At 69.0% G+C, this 22,044-nt stretch carries 19 protein-coding genes; 11 read left to right on the top strand and 8 right to left on the bottom strand.

Going from position 1 to position 22,044, the window contains the following annotated elements; all coding sequences use genetic code 11:
- Positions 1-6 precede the first annotated feature (6 nt).
- Complete coding sequence (locus ACLQ3I_RS20590) at positions 7-1,401, bottom strand: mycothione reductase (protein ID WP_425793710.1); 1,395 nt, start codon at positions 1,399-1,401, stop codon at positions 7-9.
- Positions 1,398-2,483 carry an alpha/beta hydrolase gene (locus ACLQ3I_RS20585; RefSeq protein ID WP_425793711.1) on the bottom strand — a complete coding sequence of 362 codons (1,086 nt, stop codon included), beginning with the start codon at positions 2,481-2,483 and terminating at the stop codon, positions 1,398-1,400. Before ACLQ3I_RS20585 ends, ACLQ3I_RS20590 begins: the two co-directional genes overlap by 4 nt.
- 185 nt (positions 2,484-2,668) lie before the next feature.
- On the opposite strand from ACLQ3I_RS20585, the gene mqo reads away from it, so the two are divergent.
- From mqo to ACLQ3I_RS20555, 6 genes are all read left to right on the top strand, one after another.
- A complete protein-coding gene (gene mqo / locus ACLQ3I_RS20580; RefSeq protein ID WP_425793713.1) occupies positions 2,669-4,198 on the top strand; it encodes a malate dehydrogenase (quinone) in 1,530 nt (509 codons plus the stop codon).
- 84 nt (positions 4,199-4,282) lie between these two features.
- Complete coding sequence (locus ACLQ3I_RS20575; protein WP_425804321.1) at positions 4,283-4,789, top strand: GNAT family N-acetyltransferase; 507 nt, start codon at positions 4,283-4,285, stop codon at positions 4,787-4,789.
- Positions 4,786-6,822, top strand: coding sequence for a VWA domain-containing protein (locus ACLQ3I_RS20570; protein ID WP_425804318.1), 2,037 nt, complete (start codon positions 4,786-4,788; stop codon positions 6,820-6,822). The genes ACLQ3I_RS20575 and ACLQ3I_RS20570 overlap by 4 nt, the downstream gene beginning before the upstream one ends.
- Before the next feature lie 39 nt (positions 6,823-6,861).
- Positions 6,862-7,479, top strand: a complete 618-nt coding sequence (gene cobO, locus ACLQ3I_RS20565) for a cob(I)yrinic acid a,c-diamide adenosyltransferase (protein WP_425793717.1) — start codon at positions 6,862-6,864, stop codon at positions 7,477-7,479.
- 43 nt (positions 7,480-7,522) lie between these two features.
- Positions 7,523-8,968 (top strand): cobyrinate a,c-diamide synthase, encoded by a 1,446-nt coding sequence (locus ACLQ3I_RS20560; protein WP_425804316.1) that lies wholly within the window; start codon positions 7,523-7,525, stop codon positions 8,966-8,968.
- Positions 8,965-10,611 carry a GAF domain-containing protein gene (locus ACLQ3I_RS20555; RefSeq protein WP_425804314.1) on the top strand — a complete coding sequence of 549 codons (1,647 nt, stop codon included), beginning with the start codon at positions 8,965-8,967 and terminating at the stop codon, positions 10,609-10,611. The genes ACLQ3I_RS20560 and ACLQ3I_RS20555 overlap by 4 nt, the downstream gene beginning before the upstream one ends.
- Positions 10,612-10,792: 181 nt before the next feature.
- Here the strand turns inward: ACLQ3I_RS20555 and ACLQ3I_RS20550 are convergent, their stop codons facing one another.
- From ACLQ3I_RS20550 to ACLQ3I_RS20540, 3 genes are all read right to left on the bottom strand, one after another.
- Entirely contained in the window at positions 10,793-10,993 is a 201-nt protein-coding gene (locus ACLQ3I_RS20550; RefSeq protein ID WP_425793721.1) for a hypothetical protein, read from the bottom strand.
- A gap of 473 nt (positions 10,994-11,466) precedes the next feature.
- Positions 11,467-12,147 (bottom strand): response regulator, encoded by a 681-nt coding sequence (locus ACLQ3I_RS20545; protein WP_425793722.1) that lies wholly within the window; start codon positions 12,145-12,147, stop codon positions 11,467-11,469.
- Between the two features lie 196 nt (positions 12,148-12,343).
- Complete coding sequence (locus ACLQ3I_RS20540; protein WP_425804311.1) at positions 12,344-14,005, bottom strand: AMP-binding protein; 1,662 nt, start codon at positions 14,003-14,005, stop codon at positions 12,344-12,346.
- A gap of 139 nt (positions 14,006-14,144) precedes the next feature.
- Here ACLQ3I_RS20540 and cobA point away from each other — a divergent pair, with 139 nt between their 5' ends.
- The 3 genes from cobA to ACLQ3I_RS20525 all read left to right on the top strand — a co-directional run bounded on the left by cobA (position 14,145) and on the right by ACLQ3I_RS20525 (position 17,585).
- Positions 14,145-15,377 carry a uroporphyrinogen-III C-methyltransferase gene (gene cobA, locus ACLQ3I_RS20535; RefSeq protein WP_425793724.1) on the top strand — a complete coding sequence of 411 codons (1,233 nt, stop codon included), beginning with the start codon at positions 14,145-14,147 and terminating at the stop codon, positions 15,375-15,377.
- Positions 15,378-15,489: 112 nt separating this feature from the next.
- A complete protein-coding gene (locus ACLQ3I_RS20530; RefSeq protein ID WP_425793725.1) occupies positions 15,490-17,007 on the top strand; it encodes a DHA2 family efflux MFS transporter permease subunit in 1,518 nt (505 codons plus the stop codon).
- A 47-nt stretch (positions 17,008-17,054) separates the two neighbouring features.
- Positions 17,055-17,585, top strand: a complete 531-nt coding sequence (locus ACLQ3I_RS20525; RefSeq protein WP_425793726.1) for a pyridoxamine 5'-phosphate oxidase family protein — start codon at positions 17,055-17,057, stop codon at positions 17,583-17,585.
- A 9-nt stretch (positions 17,586-17,594) separates the two neighbouring features.
- On the opposite strand, the gene yaaA is transcribed toward ACLQ3I_RS20525, so the two are convergent.
- Positions 17,595-18,335 (bottom strand): peroxide stress protein YaaA, encoded by a 741-nt coding sequence (gene yaaA, locus ACLQ3I_RS20520; RefSeq protein WP_425804309.1) that lies wholly within the window; start codon positions 18,333-18,335, stop codon positions 17,595-17,597.
- A gap of 102 nt (positions 18,336-18,437) precedes the next feature.
- Between yaaA and ACLQ3I_RS20515 the strand changes: the two genes are divergently transcribed.
- Complete coding sequence (locus ACLQ3I_RS20515) at positions 18,438-20,168, top strand: proline--tRNA ligase (protein ID WP_425804454.1); 1,731 nt, start codon at positions 18,438-18,440, stop codon at positions 20,166-20,168.
- A 92-nt stretch (positions 20,169-20,260) separates the two neighbouring features.
- On the opposite strand, the gene ACLQ3I_RS20510 is transcribed toward ACLQ3I_RS20515, so the two are convergent.
- Positions 20,261-20,695 (bottom strand): ferritin-like domain-containing protein, encoded by a 435-nt coding sequence (locus ACLQ3I_RS20510; protein ID WP_425804306.1) that lies wholly within the window; start codon positions 20,693-20,695, stop codon positions 20,261-20,263.
- Entirely contained in the window at positions 20,692-21,237 is a 546-nt protein-coding gene (locus ACLQ3I_RS20505; RefSeq protein WP_425804304.1) for a hypothetical protein, read from the bottom strand. Before ACLQ3I_RS20505 ends, ACLQ3I_RS20510 begins: the two co-directional genes overlap by 4 nt.
- A gap of 175 nt (positions 21,238-21,412) precedes the next feature.
- Here ACLQ3I_RS20505 and rimP point away from each other — a divergent pair, with 175 nt between their 5' ends.
- Positions 21,413-21,961: a ribosome maturation factor RimP gene (gene rimP, locus ACLQ3I_RS20500; protein ID WP_425804301.1), complete on the top strand. Its 549-nt coding sequence runs from the start codon at positions 21,413-21,415 to the stop codon at positions 21,959-21,961.
- The last annotated feature ends 83 nt before the right edge of the window (positions 21,962-22,044 follow it).

The following is a 22,044-nucleotide window of genomic DNA, read 5'->3' as shown; positions in this document are numbered from 1 at the left end:
CCCGTCTCAGAGCTCGAGGCCGAGCAGCGCGTTCTCCAGCACCTCGGGCATCGCCGGGTGAATCCAATACTGCCCCCGCGCCATGTCGGATGCGTTGAGGCCGAACGACATCGCCTGGATGACCGGCTGGATCACCGTGGGCGCCTGCGGGCCCATGATGTGGCAGCCCAGCAAGCGGCCGGTGCCGCGCTCCGCGATCAGCTTGCAGAAGCCCGTCGAGTCCTCCATCGCCCAGCCGTACGCGACGTCGCCGTAGGCCTGCACCTTCACGGTGATGTCGAGTCCGAGATCACGCGCTCGGGTCTCGGTGAGGCCGACCGACGCGATCTGCGGGTGCGTGAACACCGCCGCAGGAACGAAACGATGGTCGACGGCGACCAGATCGTCGGCATCCCAGCCCTTCAGCAGGTTGGCCTGGACGACCCGCTCCTCGTGGTTGGCGACGTGCTTGAGCTGATAGGGCGAACTCACATCGCCGAGTGCCCACACGCCGGCCGCGTCGGTGCGCCCGTGTCGATCGCAGCCGACGCGGCCGTGATCGTCGACGGCGACGCCGATCGATTCCAGATTCAGCCGGTCGCCGTTCGGTTTGCGTCCGGTGGCCACCAGCAGGGCGTCACCGTCGACGTGGGTGCCGTCCTCGAAGCTGACCCGCACCCCGCCGTCGGGCAGGTCGATGGCGCCCGCCACATCGGTGTCGAGATGGACGTCCCATTTCTCGGCGGCGATCTCGGTGAACCGTGCGGCGATCTCGGCGTCGAGGTGCCGGAGCAATGTCGGGCCTCGCGCGATGATCGAGACCGCGGTACCGAGCGCGCCGAATACGTGGGCGAATTCGGCTGCCACATAGCCACTTCCGATGATGATCAGTCGCTCCGGAAGTCGCTCGAGGCGCATCACGTCGTCGCTGGTGTGATATCGCACATCGCATTCGGCGATGATCGGCGGCACGGTGGCACGTGAGCCCGCGGCGATGACCACCTCGTCGGCCAGGACAACGGCGTCCGGGGTGACGAGCCGATAGCGGCCGTCGTCGTCGCGGCCGTCGAACTCGACATGCGCGGAATACACGGTGATGTTCGCGCACCGATCCACGCGGTACTCCTTGCCGCCGGTCGAGATCGGGTCGATGCGCCCGAAGATCCGGCCGACGATCGCGGGCCAGTCCACGGACTCGACACGCGCGTGCACGCCGTAGCGGTCGGAGTGGCGGGCCATCTCGGCCACCTCGGCGGCGTACACGAACATCTTGGTGGGGATACAGCCGACGTTGAGGCAGGTGCCGCCGTAGACACCTTCCTCGAAAATGGCGATGGTCCGGTTCTCGAAGCGTTCGTCGGGGATGGAGTTGCCGCTGCCCGAACCGATGATCGCGAGGTCGACGATCTGCGTCGCGGTCATGCGCCGCCCACCAATGATCCGCTGTCGGCGCCATCGGTGGGCACCGAGAGGTTGGTGCGCATCCACGCGTCGACCTCGCGGTAGGCCCGGACGCGGGCGCTCTCGACCGAGAGGAATACATCGTGTCGCGCGTCGGGGACGGGCGTCACGGACACACGGTCGCCCAGGTAGCCGCTCCAGCGGGCCATGTGCCGGACGTCGAGGACGACGTCGGCGTTGTCCACACTGGCGAGACGCCCGCGATCGAACAGTGTCTTGTCCGAACGCAGCACCAACGACGGGACACCGACGTCGATGCCGCGGTGCAGGCGAGCCTGGCCTCTACGGACCGCGGCGAGGAACCCGAAGGTGACGGGGAATCCCCCCATCGGCTTCAGCGCGAGGTCGTAGGCCCACTCGCCGCCGGTGGTCTCGTGGATGCTCCGGCCGTATCCCTCGGACAGTTCCTGGGGGATCACCGCTTTCGGCCGCGCTGTCGCGACACCGCGCAGCAGGAGGGAGACCGGGAGGGATCGCAGGATCGGGCTGCCCTGGAGGTCGAACCATGGACTGTTGAGGAGCAGACCGGTGACGTGGGCGTGGCGGCCGGGGGCCTCGGTGCGGAGGCGGTCGAGCCAGAGCGGCGTGATGAGGCCCCCGGTGGAATGCGCGGCGACGATCACGCGAGCGGGTCCGCCGTCAGCCGCGGTCTCGTCGACGATCACGTCGAGTGCCCGGCCGAGTTCCTCGTCGTACTGCCCGAGATCGGTGGTGAGGTGCGCGGTGTGATGAGGCTTCAGGGAACGCCCGCACTTGCGCAGGTCGAGGGCGTAGAAGGCGTAACCCCGTTCATGAAAGAAGTCGGCGAGGGGCTCGTGGAAGAAGTAGTCGGTGAAGCCGTGCACGTACAGGACGGCTCCGTTGGGGAAACTCGTGTCGGCGTCGCCGGCCTTGCGGACCAGGGTGGCGGTGATCGGGTTCTCGCGGTCGGGATCGGGCCCCAACGGGAGGGTGAGGATCTCGTAGCGGTCGAGGAGGCGATCGGGTTGCCAGTTCGCGGCGGGCGGTCCATCCTGGCGGGCGGCCCCGTGGGTTGCGGTCACGGCATCCACTGTAGAGAAACTCCCGCGTGCGAATACCGGCGCCGAGTGTCGCCCAGCCCACATTTTCGCCCAGGCGATTCCGTCGTTCGGCGGATGATGGGGAACAATGGCCGTTGACAGGGACGACCACAGCGGCGAGACGCCGTCGGCCTCGATCGTCCAACCTGTGCGAAGGAGAGCTCCTCGTGTCTCAATCGGTGATCAAGACGGATGTCGCGCTGGTCGGTGCCGGAATCATGAGCGCCACACTCGGCGCCTTGCTGCGGCGGCTGCAGCCCGACTGGTCGATCAGCCTGTTCGAACGTCTCGACGCCGCGGGTGCCGAGAGCAGTGATCCGTGGAACAACGCGGGCACCGGTCACTCGGCCCTCTGCGAACTGAACTACACGCCGAAGACCGCCGACGGCGACGTGAACATCGACAAGGCGCTCAACATCAACGAGCAGTTCCAGGTCTCGCGGCAGTTCTGGGCGAACTCGGTGGACAACGGCATTCTGGGGGACCCGAGCGAGTTCATCAACCCGATCCCGCACGTCAGCTTCACCCATGGTCCGGCAGGCGTCGAGTATCTGCGCAAGCGCTACGACCGGCTGGCCGGGCAGGTGCTGTTCGAGGGTATGGAGTTCATCGACGACCCGACCGAGTTCAGCGAGCGACTGCCGCTGATGTCGGCCGGACGTGACTTCTCCGACCCCGTCGCGCTGAACTGGTTCACCGACGGCACCGACGTCGACTTCGGCGCCCTCACCCAGCAGCTGCTCAACTTCGTCGGTCGTACCGGCGCAGACATCTACTACGGCCACGACGTCACCAACCTGTCCAAGCAGTCCGACGGCAGCTGGATCATCAAGGTCCGCAACCTGCGGACCAAGGAGAAGCGGACCGTCCACGCCAAGTTCGTCTTCGTCGGGGCCGGTGGGGGCGCGCTCCACCTCCTGCAGAAGTCGGGCATCAAGGAGGCGAAGGGGTTCGGCGGATTCCCGGTCTCGGGCGAGTTCTTCCGCTGCACGAATCCCGAGCTGATCTCCGACCATCAGGCCAAGGTCTACGGGCAGGCCGCCGTCGGTGCGCCGCCCATGTCGGTGCCGCACCTCGACACCCGCGTCATCAACCACCAGCCGGGATTGCTGTTCGGTCCGTATGCGGGCTGGTCGCCGAAATTCCTCAAGAACGGGAAGGTCACCGACCTGCCCAACTCGATCAAGGCGAGCAATCTGCTGCCCATGCTCTCCATCGCACCGCAGGAGTTCGGGCTGCTCAAGTACCTGATCAGCGAACTCGCGGCGAACCGCGCGGATCGCGTCAACACGCTGAGCGAGTTCGTCCCGCGCGCCGACGGCGGTGACTGGGAGATCATCACGGCCGGTCAGCGCGTCCAGGTGATCCGCAAGACCGGCGTCGGTGGCACCCTCGAGTTCGGGACCGCGGTGGTCACCGCGGGCGACGGTACGATCGCCGGTCTGCTCGGCGCCTCGCCGGGTGCTTCGACGGCGGTGCCCGCGATGCTCCAGGTCCTCGAGAAGTGCTTCCCGAACGAGTACGCGGGATGGGGGCCGACGCTCACCGAGATGATCCCGTCGTTCGGACAGAAGCTCTCGGACAATCGCGACCTCTTCCGTCAGGTCTGGGACTGGACCACGGCGAGTCTGCAACTCAAACGCGGCGCCGTGGACACCCGCGTCGAAGCGGATCGCACACCTGCCGCGGCGTTGTGACATCGATGCCGCCGACCTCAGCGCCGTCCGATCGTCACGGATGTGGCTGGTGCGACCGAACGCCGATGTGATAGTCACGACACCATGACTCCGGTAGGGCAACTGCACCAGAGCCCGGCCGCGGACCTCGATGCGGCGACGCTCTATCAGATCCTGCGGTTGCGGGTGGACGTCTTCGTCGTCGAACAGGCATGCCCGTACCCGGAACTCGACGGCCGCGACCTCGAGTCGAGCACTCGCCAGTTCTGGATCGCCGACACCGAAGGATGCGTGATCGCCACCTTGCGCCTGCTGACCGAACCGCCGTCGGCCGACGGCAGGCCTCTCTTCCGTATCGGCCGGGTGTGCACCGAGCGCACGCATCGCGGTGAGGGGCTGACCGCACGTCTGCTGTCGGCCGCGCTCGCCGAGGTCGACTACGACCCGTGCCGCATCGAGGCGCAGGCCTATCTCGTCGACATGTATGCGAAGTTCGGTTTCGTGACCGAGGGCGACGAGTACCTCGAGGACGGCATTCCGCACGTCTCGATGGTCCGGGACCGTGGCGTCGCGACCGATCGCGTCGGTGTCTCTCCGGACACCGTCCGATGAGCGGTCGCCACCGTTCGGCGGGGGAGCCGGAAGTGACCCGGTACCCGTTCAGCGCCGTCGTCGGGCAGGAGCGGCTGAAACTCGCGTTGATCCTGTCCGCCATCTCGCCCGCGATCGGGGGCGTCCTGATCCGTGGTGAGAAGGGGACGGCCAAGTCGACGATCGTCCGGGGGCTCGGCCCGCTGCTCGCCGGTGATCCCACCCGCGCCGCCGACGACGCCCGTGGTCGCGTCGTCGAACTGCCGATCGGCGCCACCGAGGACCGCGTCATCGGTTCTCTCGACCTGACGGCGGTACTCAGCGAAGGCCGTGCGGAATTCACCCCCGGTCTGCTGGCGCGGGCCGATGGCGGCGTGCTCTACATCGACGAGGTCAACCTCCTCGCCGACCACCTCGTCGACGTTCTCCTCGACGCCGCCGCCGGCGGCCGGGTCACCATCGAACGAGATGGTGTGTCGCACACCCAATCCGCCGACTTCGTGTTGGTGGGGACGATGAACCCGGAAGAAGGGGAGCTCCGACCGCAGCTCCTCGACCGGTTCGGACTCGCGGTGGACGTGGCCGCCGGCCGCGACATCGCCGAGCGGGTGGAGATCGTCTCGCGCCGAATGGAATTCGATGCCGATCCGGACGGTTTTGCGGCGCGCCATGAGGACACGGAGCAGGAACTGACGCGACGGATCGGCACCGCCCGCGAACTCATGCCGTCGGTCCACATCCCACCCGCGGAGTTGCGCCGGATCGCCGGGATCTGTGCGCACCTCGACGTCGACGGGTTACGCGGCGACATCGTGGTCGCGCGGACGGCAGCTGCGCACGCCGCATGGCGCGAGGCCCGCGAGGTCACCGAGGACGATGTCCGGGTGGCCGTCGAACTGGCGTTGCCACACCGCCGGCGCCGGAATCCGTTCGATGAATCCGGTTTGACCACAGACCAACTCGACGACGCGATGGATGCCGGCGATCAGGCGGCCGGATCGGGCGAACCCGACGACGACCCGGACCCGACCGACCCCGACCCGACCGACCCCGACCCGACCGATCCAGGACCGGTTGGTCCCGGCGGCCCCGACGACGGCGATCCCCGCGACGATGCCTCGCCCGGACCCGCGGAATCCGGCACGACGGCAACCGATCCGGAGCCCGACCCGGGAGGCGACGCAGACACCGACGCCGACGAGAAAGCACCCGCACCGGGTGCGCGATTCGGGACACCGCCCACACGCGCGACCGCGCCCACCGTGCGGAGGCTGCGGGTGGACGGCGTGGGTGACGGCGATCCCGGTCGCCGGTCGCGCGCGCGGTCCCGACGGGGGCACACCACACATGCCACCACCTTCGAGAACGGGCGCCCGGTGCACCTGTTCGGCACCATCCTGAGTGCGGCGGAGCGCCACCACGGTTCGCCGGGCCGCGCGGCAGCGGAGAGCTCCTCGACGATGCGGGTGGTCGCCGACGATCTGCGCGCCGCTCAGCGCATCGGTCAGGAGGGCAACCTCGTCGTCTTCCTCGTCGACCTGTCGGGGTCGATGACCGCGCGACGTCGGCTCACCACCGTGAGCAGTGTGTGCGTCGATCTGCTGCGCGATTCCTACACCCGGCGCGATCGGGTGGCGGTGGTCGTCGCGCGGGGGACGTCGGCGTCGGTGGCCGTGCCGCCGACAAAATCCGTCGACATCGCCGTGCGCCGGCTGGCCGACATCCGCACCGGGGGCCGTACCCCGTTGGCGGAGGGGATCACCACCGCGGCCGAACTCATCGAGCGGGCCGGGCGCCGGGAGCCCCAGCGACGTCCGTTGCTGGTCGTCCTCACCGACGGGCGTGCGACCGCGGGCCCGGATGCCGCCGGCCGCGCTCGATCGGCCGCGGCCGCGATCGGCCGCCGCGACATCGATGCGGTCGTGGTCGACTGCGAGCAGGGCATGGTCCGGCTCGGTTTGGCGAACGACCTCGCCACCGCCATGGGTGCCCGATGCCTGCCGATGGCCGAGCTGACCGCCGACGTACTCGCCCGTCCAGGACGAGCCGCCTGACATCTGTTCTGCACCAGCGAGAAACGGCAGGAGACCGCAATGCCGCAAGGAGTTCCCGACACCATCCCCGACGACGGGCTCACCACCCGGCAACGCCGGAACCAGCCGGTCCTGGCGGTCCACACCGGGGACGGCAAGGGTAAGTCGACGGCGGCGTTCGGGATGGCGATGCGTGCGTGGAACGCCGGCATGCGGGTGGCCGTGTTCCAATTCGTCAAGAGCGCCAAGTGGCGCGTCGGCGAGGAGACCGGGCTCACGGCGCTGGGCGCCGTGCACGAGCAGACCGGGCAGGGTGGTCCGGTGGAATGGCACAAGATGGGACAGGGCTGGTCGTGGCTGCGGGCAAACGAAGACCATGACGCCGACCACGCGGAGGCCGCTCGCGCGGGATGGGCGGAGATAGCCCGGCGGCTGGCCACCGAACAGCACGATTTCTACGTGCTGGACGAGTTCACCTATCCCCTCGACTGGGGTTGGGTCGACACCGACGAGGTGGTCGCCGCGCTGGGTGGTCGGCCCGGGCGACAGCATGTCGTCATCACCGGGCGTCGCGCCCCGGCGGCCCTGGTAGAGGCTGCCGACCTCGTCACCGAGATGCGTAAGGTCGCGCACCCGATGGATGCAGGTCGCAAGGGGCAGAAGGGCATCGAGTGGTGACGCGATCCGCGACGGCCCCGGCTCTCCTTCGGGAGGGGCCGGGATGAGTTCGGTTCCGGCCGTCGTGATCGCCGCGCCCGCGTCGGGGAGCGGAAAGACGACGGTGTCGACCGGACTGATCGGGGCGTTGCGAGCCGCCGGACACCGGGTCGCGCCGTTCAAGGTGGGGCCCGACTACATCGACCCCGGCTACCACGCGGTTGCCGCCGGGGTGGTCGGCCGCAATCTCGATCCGAACCTGGTGGGGACGGACCTCGTCGCGCCGCTGTTCGCGGCGGGGACCGCGGGCGCCGACATCGCCGTGGTGGAGGGGGTGATGGGGCTTTTCGACGGTCGCATCCTGCCCGACGACGGAGGTGGCGATCCGCGTGGTTTCGGCTCGACAGCCCACGTCGCCCAACTGATCGGCGCACCGGTGGTCCTGGTGGTGGACGCGGCCGGACACAGCCAATCGCTCGCCGCCCTGCTGCACGGCTTCGTCGGGTACGACCCGTCGATCCACGTCGCGGGGGTGATCCTGAACCGAGTGGGTTCGGATCGTCACGAGACCGTCCTGCGTCAGGCATGCGCGCGGGCCGGCCTGCCGGTGTTCGGGGTGCTGCGTCGGGATCCGCATCTACAGGTACCGTCGCGCCATCTCGGGCTGATCCCGGCCGCGGAACGCCGCGACGACGCGGTCCGCGCGGTCGCCGCGATGAGCACCACCGTCGGTGCGGCGCTGGATCTCCCGGCGATCGTGACTGCGGCCCGTACCCGCAGGCAAGGGTCGGTCGACGCCTGGTCCGCGGCGGACGCGGTGGCCGGCGGCGCCGCACCGGCTGGCTCGCGCACTCGGCGGCCGGTCGTGGCGGTCGCGGGTGGTGCCGCATTCACCTTCGGCTATGCCGAACACAGCGAGTTGCTCGCCGCCGCCGGCGCGGACGTGGTCGGGTTCGACCCGCTGCACGATCCGCTGCCGCCCGACACCGACGCAGTCGTGGTCGGGGGTGGTTTCCCGGAGGAGTACGCCGAGGCGCTGTCGGCGAACGAACCATTGCGCACCGGGCTCGCCGCACACGCCCTCGCAGGCCGTCCCGTGCTTGCCGAATGTGCCGGATTGCTCTATCTGGCAACCGAACTCGATGGCCATCCGATGGCCGGGGTGCTCGACGTGGTCGGGCGGTTCGGCCCGGCCCTGACCCTCGGCTACCGCGACGGGGTCGCCGTCGCGGATTCCGTGGCGTTTGTCGCCGGTGAGCGCGTGACCGGACACGAGTTCCACCGGTCCTCCGTCGAGGTCCGTGGCGCGATCACGCCCGCCTGGGCGTGGCGGGATCATCAGGGTGCGCCCGGTTCGTACGGATTCGCGCAGGCATCGGTGCATGCCTCGTATCTTCATGTCCATCCGGCCGGGTATCCGGCCGCCGTGACGAGATTCGTCGCCGCGGCACGGCGCGCCGCCGAGATGGCGGGCTCCGGACGAGACGAGGCGGCGGAGCGGACCGGATGAGTGACCAGGGGGTCGACGAGGCTCTCGACGCCTTGGCCCGACATGGCGTCGACGATCCCGCGGTCCTGCGTGATCTCCTCGAGGCGGTGCTCGTCGTCGGCCAGGGACTCGAACTCGATCAGGCCCTCCAACGGATCGTCGAGGTCGCCTCGGCGGTGGTCGACGCCCGCTATGGGGCTCTCGGTGTGCGCGGACCCGACGGCGGCCTGAGCGCCTTCGTGTACACCGGGATCAGCGAATCTCAGCGTGCGCGGATGGATCACCTCCCGGTCGGCCGCGGGGTGTTGGGTCTGCTCATCGAGCAACCGCAGGTGCTGCGCATTCCGGCGCTGTCGAAACACCCTGCCTCGGTGGGCTTTCCCGACAACCATCCGCCGATGAACACGTTTCTCGGCGCGCCGATCATCGTGCGCGGCTCGGTGTTCGGGAGTATTTATCTGACCGAGAAGCAGTCCGCGCCCGAATTCGGGGAGGTCGACGAGACGCTGGTGGCGGTGCTCGCCGTCGCTGCGGGCATCGCAGTCGACAACGCCCGACTGTTCGAGCGGGCCCGCACCCGGCATCGGTGGATGCAGGTCATCGCCCGCCGTGGCTCGGAGCCGCTGGCCGGCATCGCACTCGATGACACGCTGTCCCGGTTGTGCGACGACGTCGCCGAGCTGACCGACGGTGTCGACGCCTACCTCCTCACCGGCGAGCCCGGCGCTGTCGAGGTGGCCGGACACACTGGGCGGGTCGTGGCCGCGGGGGACATGTCGTTGCCGCCCACGGACATCCACACGGTTCGTTCCGCGACCGATCTGCCGTCCGAACTCGTCCGAGGCGGGGCACAGTGGGCCACCCTGCAGCCGCTGCAGCGAGCGGCCGGAGTTTTCGGCTGGATCGTGATCACCCACCGCGAGCGGCCCCGGTGGGACGGCGAGGACGCGTCGGGACTCGCCGGCGTCGCGGAAGTGGCCTCGCTGGCGGTGGCCTACGCCGAACAGCAGCAGGTCGCCCGCGATCTGGAGGTGCTCGAGGACCGCCATCGCATCGCCCGGGACCTGCACGATCTCGTGATCCAGCGGCTGTTCGCGATCGGGATGTCGGTGCAGACGATGCTGGCCAACGAGACGTCGGCAGACGGGGCGGACACATCGGCGGCGCAGAGTGCCATCACGTCCCGCCTCGAGCAGGTGATCGCCGACCTCGACCGGACCATCGCGCAGATCCGCACCTCCATCTTCGATCTGCAGACGATTCCCGGGCATCACGACACCACCACCTTGCGCCGCCGCGTCCTCGACATCGTGTCCGAACTGGCCGCCCAGGCCCAGATCGCGCCCGGTGTCGCGTTCGCCGGACCGGTGGACACCGTGGTCCCGGAATCGTTGGGCCCGCACATCGACGGGGTCCTGCGCGAGGGACTGTCGAACGCGCTGCGACATGCGCGAGCCCGGCACATCGACGTCTCGGTGCGCGCCGACGACGACGTGCTGTCCGTCGAGATCAGCGATGACGGGGTCGGTATCGGCTCCGACGTGGTCTACCGAGGCCTCGACAATCTGACCCGCCGGGCCGAGGAATGCGGCGGGGTGTTCAGTGTGGTGACGCGACCGGGTGCGGGTACCACGCTGACGTGGTCGGTCCCGCTGACCGGCTAGTCCCCGGGAGTCTGTGCGCGGGTTCTGCGTTCGTGCGCCGTGAGCTCTCGGCACACGAACACAATTGCGGCGCAAGGGAATCACCCGCAGCCCCGCTGATCCTGTGGATGATGGGTCCGGGGGCCGCGTCCTTGCAATGCACGACGTTTGCCATGAGCGCATCGCATCGGTCCGAAGCACACTACGGCGAGGTGTCACGGACGGCCGGTTGTGCCGCGAGGTCGCAGATGGGCGCGTGGAGCGCGTCTGGCACGGCGTGCCCGCCGCTGCCGAATCCGGTGATGGCACCGCGGCACAGGGGTACCTCGCCGAAACCGAACGGTACCGGGAGACCGTGATGGGAGCCGCTCGGCAGGGAACCGAGACGCGGATCCTCAGTCATACCTCGGCGACGGTGATGCATCGTGTGCCGTTGCTCTGGCCCGATCTGTCGAAGGTCCATTTCACGGCGTCGACGACCGGTCGCCGCACCGAACGCGGGATCATCCACCGAGCGCCTCTGCCGGCATCGGAGATCGTCCGGATCGATGGCATGTCTGACATCCCTCGCGCGGACGGTCTGCGGCATCGCCCAGATCAGCGATCACCGGCGGGCCGTCTGTGCACTCGATTCGGGACCGCATGGGTGCGGAGCCGGACGAGATCACCGAGGTGCCTCACGGATGGCACGGCATCGTCCGGCGGGCGGCGCTGCCGCTCGCGGACGGGCGGTCGGAGAGCGTGGGGGAGCCGCTGAGCAGGCCGGCGCTCAGCGGTTGCCCAGAGATTCCCGAGCCCGATCTCCAGGTGCAGGCGGGCATCGAGCTCGATGGCGCAACGACACTGGGGGAGGTGCGGGACAAGCCCGACGCGGCGTCAGATCTTGCCGTCGCGCAGCTTGGTCGCCATCACCGCGACCTGGGTGCGCCGCTGCATGTCGAGCTTCGCGAGGATACGGGACACGTAGTTCTTGATCGTCTTCTCGGCCAGGAACATCCGCTCCGCGATCTGACGATTGGTGAGCCCGTCGCCGATGTGGTTGAACACCTCGCGCTCCTGTGCGGTGAGTTCGGCGAGCGGATCGGCCGCCGAACCCTTGCCGTCCCGCAGCTTGGCGAGGAGCGCGGCCGTGCTGCGGTCGTCGAGCAGGGAACCGCCGTGCCCCACCGTCCGGACGGCCGCGACGAGGTTGTGGCCGAGGATCTGCTTGAGCACGAAGCCGGACGCACCGGCCAGCACCGCCGCGAGCAAGGCGTCGTCGTCGGCGTAACTGGTCAGCATCAGACAGTGCACCGTCGGTTCTTCGGCGCGCACGTCACGGCAGAGCTCCACGCCGTTCCCGTCAGGGAGGCGGACGTCGAGTACCGCGACATCGGGCTTGGTCGCGAGGATGCCGACCTTCGCCTCACCCACCGATGCGGCCTCGCCGACCACTTTCAGATCGTCGGCGGTGCCGAGGAGGTCGCGCAGCCCGCGCCGGACCAGTTCGTGGTCATCGACGAGGTAGACGCGGACCGGCTTGTCCGGCGCGCCGTCCGGTGTGGGATCGGCAGGCATGTTCTCGACGGTACCGCAGGCCCAGACGGCGCGAGGGACATGAGCTTTGACGACTTGAGACCCACTCGATCCGGGACTTTGTGCGACACATGACGACGTCGCCCGCAGGTGCGGAGTCGGTCACCCAAGAATCACGAGAGCGCGCCCTGGCCCGTCAGCGGCCACGGGGCTGGTCGAGGTGGCGGGCTGACCGGTGTCAGCCCGCCGGTACCTGCGGAAGAACGTCTGCTCTCCCGTGTTCGCGGAATTCGTCGGCGAGTCGGGCCGCCCGGGCCTCGTCGAATGGGTGGTAGTCGCCGTCGCGGAACTCGAAGATCGGGTCGTCGGTGAACCAGGCCGCACGTCGCAACGCGGGTTTGTCGAGCTTGCGGGTGGCGGTGAGGGGGAGCGCATCGGTCAGTCGCACCAGCGACGGCGTCCACTTGGTGCCGAGATCGGGCTGTGCGGACAGGAATTCGGCGAAGGCCTGTGGATCGAACTCGGCGGCGGGCAACTCGAGCGCGACCATCACCCGGTCTCCGGTGCGCGGATCGGGGATGCCGTAGGCGGCGACGCCTCGCGGGCCGGGGAACCGGGCCACGATCCGCTCGAGCGGTGCGGTGGCGAAGTTCTCGGAGTCGACACGAATCCAGTCACTGGTGCGACCGGCGAACCAGAAGACGCCGTCGCCGTCCCGGTATGCGAGGTCACCGGACCAGTAGTCGCCGTCGCGGATCTTCTCCGTAGTCGCCTCGGGATTGTTGTAATAGCCCTCGAAGCGGGCGCCCCCGCCGCGCGCCACTATCTCGCCGATCGCCTGCTCGGCGTTCGTGATGATCCCGTCCTCATCGAAACTCGCAGGAGGGCAGGGTGTTCCGTCGTCATGGAGGATCTCCAGGCCCATCTCGGGTCGGGGAATGCCGAGTGCCCCGGGTGGGGTGTCGGTGTCCCGCAGGATCACACAGACTCCCTCGGAGGAGCCATAGGACTCGATGATCCGGCAGTCGAACCGGCGCGTGAACTCCGCACGGTCGACCGCAGACGCCTCGGTCCCGAAGCCGAGTCGGAGATCGGTGCGCGATTCGTCGGGCGATTCGGGCTGGGCCAGGATGTAGGTCAGCGACCGACCGACATAGTTGAAGAACGTGGCGCCGAACCGGCGGACGTCCGGGAGGAACCCCGACGCGCTGAACCGGGGGCGGATGGCGAACGTCCCGCCGTAGGCGAGGATGGGTGCCCAGGCGCTCATCAACGCATTGCCGTGGAAGAGTGGCATGGCGTTGTATGCGACGTCGTCGCGGCCGAGGTCGCGGACATTGAGTTCGCCGATCGCTGCGAGGCGCGCGGAGCTGCAGATCACCGCTTTGGGTGCCCCCGTCGACCCCGAGGTGAACAGCAGCAGCAGATCGTGATTGACACCGCGGAAGGCGGGGAAGTCGTCGATGCGGGCCTGTCGATGGTCGTCGATCACAGTGGCGTAGACTGCGGAGTCGGTCTCGAGGGTCTCGACGTCGCCGCAGTCGGGGATCAGCTCGCGGCGCGAGGCGCCGACGAGGATCAGTCCGCAGTCGGTCCGTCGGATGTCGGCGGCGAGTTCGGCGCCGCGTCGGGTCGGATTGATGCCGACCACGGTGACGCCGGCGAGCGCCGCACCACCGATGAGGAACAGATACTCGGGATCGTTGTCCATCAGGACGCCGATGTGCCACGGGCCGGGCCGGGAACCGCGCAGCTCTCTGAGCGCTGCGGCACGGACCGCCGACTCCGCGACGAACTCATGCCACGTCCATGCGTCCGCACCGGAAAGCAGTGCGATGCCCGGATCGTCGCTGCGGGCGGCGAGTAGGTCGGCGATCGTCTTCGTCGACGGGTCGGTCATCCGGGCACCCCTGTGTGACGTCGGTTACGTGGCGGTGATCGGCAACGTATCACCGTGATCGCGCGGGATCGGTGATCCGGTGCCACCGGCGTCGTGCTGGCGACGGCGAACCACGGTTCGGACGGTAGGCTCGTGGCTCATGTCGGCACCAGCATCCGCAGACGGCTCGTCCGGCGGTCACTACCTCGTCGGCCTCGATCTGACGGGCCGCAAAGTCGTGCTCGTGGGCGGGGGATCGGTGGCGCAGCGGCGACTGCCCAATCTGGTCGCAGCGGGCGCACAGGTGCATGTCGTGGCGATCGACCCGACGCCCGCCGTCGAGTCGACCCCCGGCGTCACCGTGTACCGCCGCGCCTACCAGGAGGACGATCTCGTCGGGGCCTGGTACGTGATGGCGTGCACCGACGATCCCGAGGTCAACGCTCGGGTCGTCGCCGACGCCGAGGCACGTCACACCTTCTGCGTCCGCACCGACGACGCCCGCTTCGGCACGGCCGTCACCCCGGCCTCGGGCCGCCATCGGGACCTCCAGTTCGGGGTGCTCGCCGGCGGTGACCACCGGCAGTCGGCGGCGTTGCGTGCAGCGATCGGACGTGCCCTCGCCGACGGTTCTCTGACCGTCGACGACGACGCGCCCCATCCGCCGGGCGTCGCTCTGGTCGGCGGAGGTCCCGGTGACCCCGACCTGATCACCGTGCGAGGCCAGAAGCTCCTGCAGGCGGCCGATGTGGTGGTCGCCGATCGCCTCGCACCAGCCCAACTGCTCGCCGAGTTGGGACCACAGGTCGAGGTCGTCGACGCCGCGAAGGTGCCCTACGGACGGGCCATGAAACAGGAGGCCATCAACGCCGTCCTGGTGGATCGCGCCAAGGCCGGGAAGTTCGTCGTCCGGCTCAAGGGCGGTGACCCGTATGTCTACGGCCGCGGTTTCGAAGAGGTCCAGGCGTGCGTCGAGGCCGGGATCCCGGTGACTGTCGTCCCCGGGATCAGCAGTCCGATCGCCGTACCCGCGTCGGCGGGGATCCCGGTCACCCATCGCGGTGTCACGCATGAGGTGGTGATCGCGTCGGGGCACGTCCCGCCCGGCCACCCTGATTCGCTGATCGATTGGTCGGCCGTCGCGCGACTGCGGGGGACTCTGGTGCTGATGATGGCGGTGGAGCGGGTCGATGTGTTCGCCGATGCGCTGCTCGCCGGCGGAAAGCCGGCGCACACGCCCGTCGCGATGATCGAGAACGGCTCCTTGCCTACGCAGCGCGTGCTGCGAACCGACCTCGCCAATGCGGCGGCAACCGCCCGGGGACAGGACCTGCGGCCCCCGGCGATCGTGGTGATCGGCGACGTGGCCGGGTTCACCGAAGCCGCATCCTGACGCCCCCTCCGACCTGGACGTCTGATCAGGACGTCCGACCCTGCGACGATGCCCGTCAACGGGCCAATGGCGATTGGCATATTCCACTCCGGGGGCGGTAGCGTCGGGCTTTATGTCCGCACCGGAAACGTCGAGCCCCGGGCACACGGCCGTGCCGGAATACCGCAACGTCTTCGGACCCGCGATCATCGTCCTGAGCGGGATGCAGCTGCTCATGGTGCTCGACGGCACCGTCGCGGCACTGGCGCTGCCGCGGATCCGCGACGGCCTGCAACTCTCCGAATCCGGCGCCAACTGGATCATCAGCAGTTACGTGCTCGCCTTCGGCGGACTGATGCTGCTGGGCGGTCGGCTCGGCGACACCTTCGGCCGCAAGCGCATGTTCATCGTCGGCGTCGTCGCGTTCACCGCGACGTCGTTGTTGTGCGGTCTCGCATGGAACGAGACGAGCCTGATCATCGGTCGCGCGCTGCAGGGCGCGTCGGCCGCCGTCGCCGCACCGACGGCGATGGCACTCGTCGCGACGACGTTCGCCCCGGGCAAGGCCCGTAGCCAGGCGTTTGCGATCTACGCCGCCATGACGGGCGTCGGGTCGGTCGCCGGGCTCATCCTCGGAGGTGTTCTCACCCAGGTGTCGTGGCGCCTGGTGTTCCTGATCAACGTGCCGATCGGGGTGATCGTCGCCGTCGGCGCGATCGCTGTCCTCCGCGAGTCGCAGGGCGAGCGGCTCTCGCTGGATGTGCCGGGCGCGATACTCGCGACCCTCGGGTGCTCGTTGCTGGTGCTGGCGGTCAACGAGGGGCCGAGCGGTTGGGCTCGCCCGGTCGTGGTCGGCTCGTTCATCCTGGGGGCGCTCGCGCTGATCGCCTTCGTCTTCGTCGAGCGGCGGGCGAGCAACCCGATCCTTCCGTTCGTCATCTTCGAGAACCGCAATCGCGTCGCCGCGTTGGCGTCGATCTTCCTGGCCAGCATGATCATGATGTGCATGGCGGTGTTCATCTCGCTGTACCTCCAGGGCATCCTCAAGTACTCGCCGATCCAGAGCGGGCTGGCCGTCGTGCCGTTCGCCTTCGGGCTCGGTGTGGCGGCTGCGATCGCCTCCAAGCTGGCCCTGATGATCCAGCCACGCTGGCTGGTGCTGCTCGGCGGTGCGATCATCCTCGCCGGTTGCCTCTACGCCTCGTCGATCGCCACGGCGACCCCCGGATACTTCCCGAGCATCGCGCTCCCCGTGGTCGTCATCGGCTTCGGCGTCGGCTTCGCCGTCATACCGCTCACGCTGTCGGTGGTCGCCGGGGTCGGGCCGATGGAGATCGGTCCGCTCACCGCGCTCGCGCAGGTCGCGCAGAATCTGGGCGGAGCCATCGGACTGGTCGCCGTCGGTGCGGCGGTCACCTCACGGGCCTTGTCGGAGGGCGGCACCACGCGTCCGGTCGAGGACATGAACCCGACCGAACTGGCCGCCCAGGCGAGTGGCTACGGGTTGGCGTTCGCGTGCTGTGCCGGCATCGCGGTGCTGGCGGCCGTCGTCGTGATGTTCATGCGGTTCACGCCGGAAGAGGTCGCGGAGGGACAGGCCGCGCAAGAAGCGGCCAACGCGTCGCTCGACGTCGACCCCGAACATCCCTGAGCGGATCTGACCGGTGACTTTCCTCGCCGCGGCGGGTCTACGTCTCCATGAGAACCAAGAATCTGGCCGACCTGTACCAGCTCCCCACGCTCGACTGGGACCTGATAGCCGCTCGCCTCGACGACGGGGTGTCACAGGCACCGGGGACCGGCGGACCTGACCGGCACACCTGGTGGCTGGCGACCATCGACGCCGACGGCCGCCCGCACATCGCCGGTGTCGGAGCGCTGTGGCACGACGGCGCGCTGTGGTTCCAGACGGGCGCCGAGACCAGAAAGGGGCGCAACGTCGCCCGTGACCCGCGATGCACGATGTCGCTCGCGATGGACGACTACGACCTCGTCGTCGAGGGAGATGCGCGTCGGGTCACCGACCCCGACGTCGTGGCCGAGCTCGCCGAGCAGTGGGCGGTCGAGTGGCCGTGTCGGGTCGACGACGGCGGCGTCGCGCTCACCGCCGACTTCAGCGCCCCGTCCGCGGGCCCGCCGCCCTGGTACGTCTATCGCGTCACGCCGAGCGCGGCCACCGCGCTGCTGACGGTGGACCCGGGCGGTGCCACCCGCTTCACCTTCGACTGAGCGCGGCGCTCAGTCGGTGACGACGACGATCGTGTCGTCCGAGGCGATCTCGGTGCGCTGACCGGCATCGGCAAGCACGGCGGCCAGCGCGTTGACGTCCCGTACGTTCCGTCGGGTCCGCACCAACTCGCGCGCCATCAGGCCCTTGTAGTGCTTGTTGAAGTGACTGACCACTTTTCGACTGCCGTCGGCGCCCTCGGTGACCACCGTCGCCGTGACCGCGCCCCGGATCGGGCCGAGCTGCTGATAGACGCCCGATCGTAGATCGACGACGAAATCGTCGACCGTCCCGAGGCTGTCGGACAGATCGGGTTTCCACACGGACGCCAGCGTCGGCAACCCGGGGAGCTTCGATCCGCCCGACAACCGATACGCCGGGATCATGTCCGGAGCGCGAACCACACCGAACAACGCCGACCCCACGGCCAGACGTTCGGCGGCCTTGGACCTGCCGGCACGGGTGAGCGAGCCGTGGTCGAGCGCGTCGTAGAGAACTCCCGTATAGCGCTCGATCGCGGGGCGGGTGGGTGCGAGCCAGAGATCGGCGTTGCGATCGATCTCGCCGAGCTGGGTGCGACCGAGGCCGAGCGCCTCTCGGCTGGCGTCGAGATCGCTCGCGAGATCGACGATCGCCTCGGCGATGCGCTTGCGGATCGGGTTCAGCTCGGGGAACGAGAGGGTGTCCAGGTCGAGTGGGGCGCCTCGCCCGCCGTCGGATTTGGTCTCGGAGGGAGGCAGGATGACGAGCACTGCAACACCATAACGGTGGGGAATGACGGGGTCGGGGACCGTCCCATACCGCGGGGCCGTGGACGGAGGCTCCCGACTAAGGTGAACCCCGTGATCACACGGATGTCGACCCTGTTCCTGCGTACTCTCCGCGACGATCCGGCCGACGCCGAGGTGCCCAGCCACAAGCTGTTGGTCCGGGCGGGTTACGTGCGCCGTACCGCCCCCGGCGTCTACAGCTGGCTGCCGCTGGGCCTGCGCGTCCTCAAGGCCGTCGAGAACGTCGTCCGGGAGGAGATGGCCGCGATCGGCGGGCAGGAGATCCTCCTGCCTGCGCTGCTGCCGCGTGACCCCTACGAGTCGACCGGCAGGTGGACCGAGTACGGCGACAGCCTGTTTCGGCTCAAGGACCGCAAAGGTGCGGACATGTTGCTCGGCCCGACGCACGAGGAGTTGTTCACCCAACTCGTGAAGGGCGAGTACTCCTCGTACAAGGATCTGCCGGTGATCCTCTACCAGATCCAGACCAAATACCGCGACGAGGAGCGGCCCCGGGCGGGCATCCTGCGCGGCCGTGAGTTCGTCATGAAGGATGCCTACTCCTTCGACCTCGACGACGACGGGCTCAAGACGTCCTACAACGCGCACCGCGAGGCGTATCAGAAGATCTTCCGGCGCCTGGACGTCAGTTATGTGATCGTCGCCGCGACGTCGGGGGCGATGGGGGGCAGCGCGTCTGAGGAGTTCCTCGCGGAGAGCGAGGTCGGCGAGGACACGTTCGTGCGGTGTCTCGACTCGGGTTATGCGGCGAACGTGGAAGCGGTGATCACACCCGCGCCCGCACCGATCCCGTTCGAGGGGCTCCCCGAGGCCACGGTGCACGACACGCCGGACACCCCGACCATCGAGACCCTGGTGCAGTGGGCGAACACCACCTTCGAGCACACCTACGGCGGTTACGACACGTTGAAGAACGTGATGGTGAAGATCCGTCAGCCGGGTGGCGACTGGGAGATCACCGGTATCGGTGTCCCCGGCGACCGCGAGGTCGACATGAAGCGGCTCGAGGCCGCCGTCGAACCGGCCGAGGTGGAGTTGCTGACCGACGAGGACTTCGCCGCGAACCCGTTCCTGGTCAAGGGGTACATCGGCCCGAAGGGGTTGGCGGCCAACGGGATCAAGTTTCTGGTGGATCCGCGCGTGGTGGACGGTACGTCGTGGATCACCGGTGCCGACGAATCGGGGAGGCACTACGTCGGTCTGGTGGCCGGTCGGGACTTCACCCCCGACGGCACCGTCGAGGCGGCGGAGGTGCGCGACGGCGACCCGTCCCCGGACGGCAAGGGCTCGCTCGTCGCCGCCAAGGGCATCGAGATCGGCCACATCTTCCAGCTGGGCCAGAAGTACACCAACGCCTTCGAGGTGGACGTCCTCGGCGAGAGTGGCAAGCCGGTGCGTCTCACCATGGGCTCCTATGGCGTCGGCGTCTCACGACTGGTCGCGGTGATCGCCGAGCAGTGTCATGACGAGAAGGGGCTGCGGTGGCCGCGTTCGGTCGCGCCGTTCGCGGTGCACCTTGTCATCGCGAACAAGGACGATACCGCGATCACCGGCGCGCACGAATTGGCCGCAGATCTCGACGCGGCCGGATTGTCGGTGTTGCTCGACGATCGCAAGGCCTCGCCCGGCGTGAAGTTCAAGGACGCCGAACTGCTCGGGATGCCCGTCGTCGTGGTGGTGGGTCGCGGATATGCCAACGGCACCATCGAGATCCGCGACCGTTTCACCGGCGAGACCTCCGAGGTCGCCGTCGCGGACGCCGTCGCGCAGGTGACTGAGGCCGCCCGCAGCTGAGGCCGGGTTCCGCTTCCGCTGAGCGGTGCTGTCGACGCGATGACGGTTGCTGTCGGCGGGATTCGCGTTGCTGCCGGTGGGCGGGGCGGGCTTCAGCCGGGTCGGCCCGGAAAGGCGACCGTCGCCGGCGAGATCCGCACTGCGACCCGCCAGGTGCCTGCGCGTACCGATGAGTCGGTGAGCCCATCGAGCCCCAAACGGCGGACTGCGCTGTTCTCGGCGCGCTCCAGGAGGGCCCGGTACGCGATCGTGCAGTCCACCTCGGCGGCGAGGAGTGCCTTCACCGCGGAGACCGAATCGTCGACGGTCAGCGGCAGCGTGTAGCCGGCGGCCGACTCCGGGACCGTGGCCTTGGCCGCGTTGAGCGCGGCCACGAGTTCGTCGCGTCGGGCCCGGTGGGCCGCGGCGTACTCGGCGACGGTGTCGCGCCGGGCCGCGGACACGAAGGCCGTGGACACGCCGTACGTGAAGATCGCCGCATTCTCCGCGTCGACGGCCGCGGCCAGGGCATCGGTGGTCGCCGTCATGCGAGTTGTACCTCCACCATGCTGGTCACCGACGCGCTGACGGCGCCGGCGAGTCCTGCCGAATATCCGCCCAGGTTCACGCTCGCGTCGCCGGCCGTCCGCGCCGACCGCGCGAGTTGTGCGCGAAGGGCGTCGACGGTGCTCGCGGTCGGTGCCGGTGTCGGTGCCGGCGAACTGGTCGGGGGTGCCGATGCCGGCGGCGACGACGGCGCCGCTGCGCCCGGTACCGAGATCCGCCCGGCGGTCTGCTCGTCGAGGCGCGCGACCTCCTCGCGGAGAGCGTTGGCGTGTTCACCGCGCTGCTCGGCGACCACGCCGAGCGCATTCGCGTACTCCGGTGTCCTGGGCGCCAGTGACTGCGCCGAGGCCTGATCGGCGAATGCCGCATCGGCGAGTGGTACGAGCGCGGCCGCGGTGATCTGTTCGGGAGACGGCCCGCTGTCGCAGGCCGCCACCGTTGCCGCAGCGACGGTTCCGACCGTGACGGCGAGGCCACCGCGCAGAACCGCACGGCGCGTCAGGGGTGAGGTCACGCGACACATGATGCCAGTTGATGCGGCAAGGTCCGGGACGGGCGCAGGCGCCATGCCCGACGCGTCCGGGGTCGGCGCCCCGGCCGAACCGCATCTACTAAGATGATTGCGTCTCACCGGTCGAGTGGCCGCCCAGCGGCGCCCCGGGGAGCGCCGTCGGGACAACTGAAGACGAGGAGCGCCCGTGCCGATCACTGCCGAACAGGTGAGCCAACTCGTCGAACCAGTCGTCTCCGGTCGAGGATTCGATCTCGAGGACGTCGTCGTCACCGAGGCCGCCGACCGCACCGAGCTCACGGTCGTGGTCGACCGCGACGGCGGCAGTGATCTCGATGTCCTCGCCGACCTGAGTCGCGAACTCTCCGACCTCCTCGACGACGCACCGTCGACCGCCGACGCCGTCTACACCCTCGAGGTCACCTCGCCGGGCGTGGACCGTCCGCTGACCGCCGCGCGGCACTGGCAGCGGGCCCGCGGTCGGAAGGTCGCGGTTGAGATCTCCACCTCCGAGGACGCATCGCCGCGTCGCGTCACCGGTCGTGCCGGTCCGGTCGATGACGGCCGAGTACTGCTCGTGGTCAACGAGCGCGGGCGAATCCGCAGCGAGACGGTAGAGCTCGACTCGGTGACCACTGCCGTCGTGCAGGTCGATTTCGGGCAGCCGAGCGCCACCGAACTAGAGATGTGCGGGCTCGAGCCCGACGAGATCCGCCGCAGACGGTCCGAAGCCTGATCGGACACGCCGGGAGTCCCGGTTCCACGATCGATCAGGATCTGCGCACAATCGAAACGGACAAATGAATACGAAGCGACAAA

Source organism: Gordonia sp. DT101 (genome assembly GCF_049844895.1).
Lineage (GTDB): Bacteria > Actinomycetota > Actinomycetes > Mycobacteriales > Mycobacteriaceae > Gordonia.
This window is presented reverse-complemented; position numbering and strand designations above follow the sequence as displayed.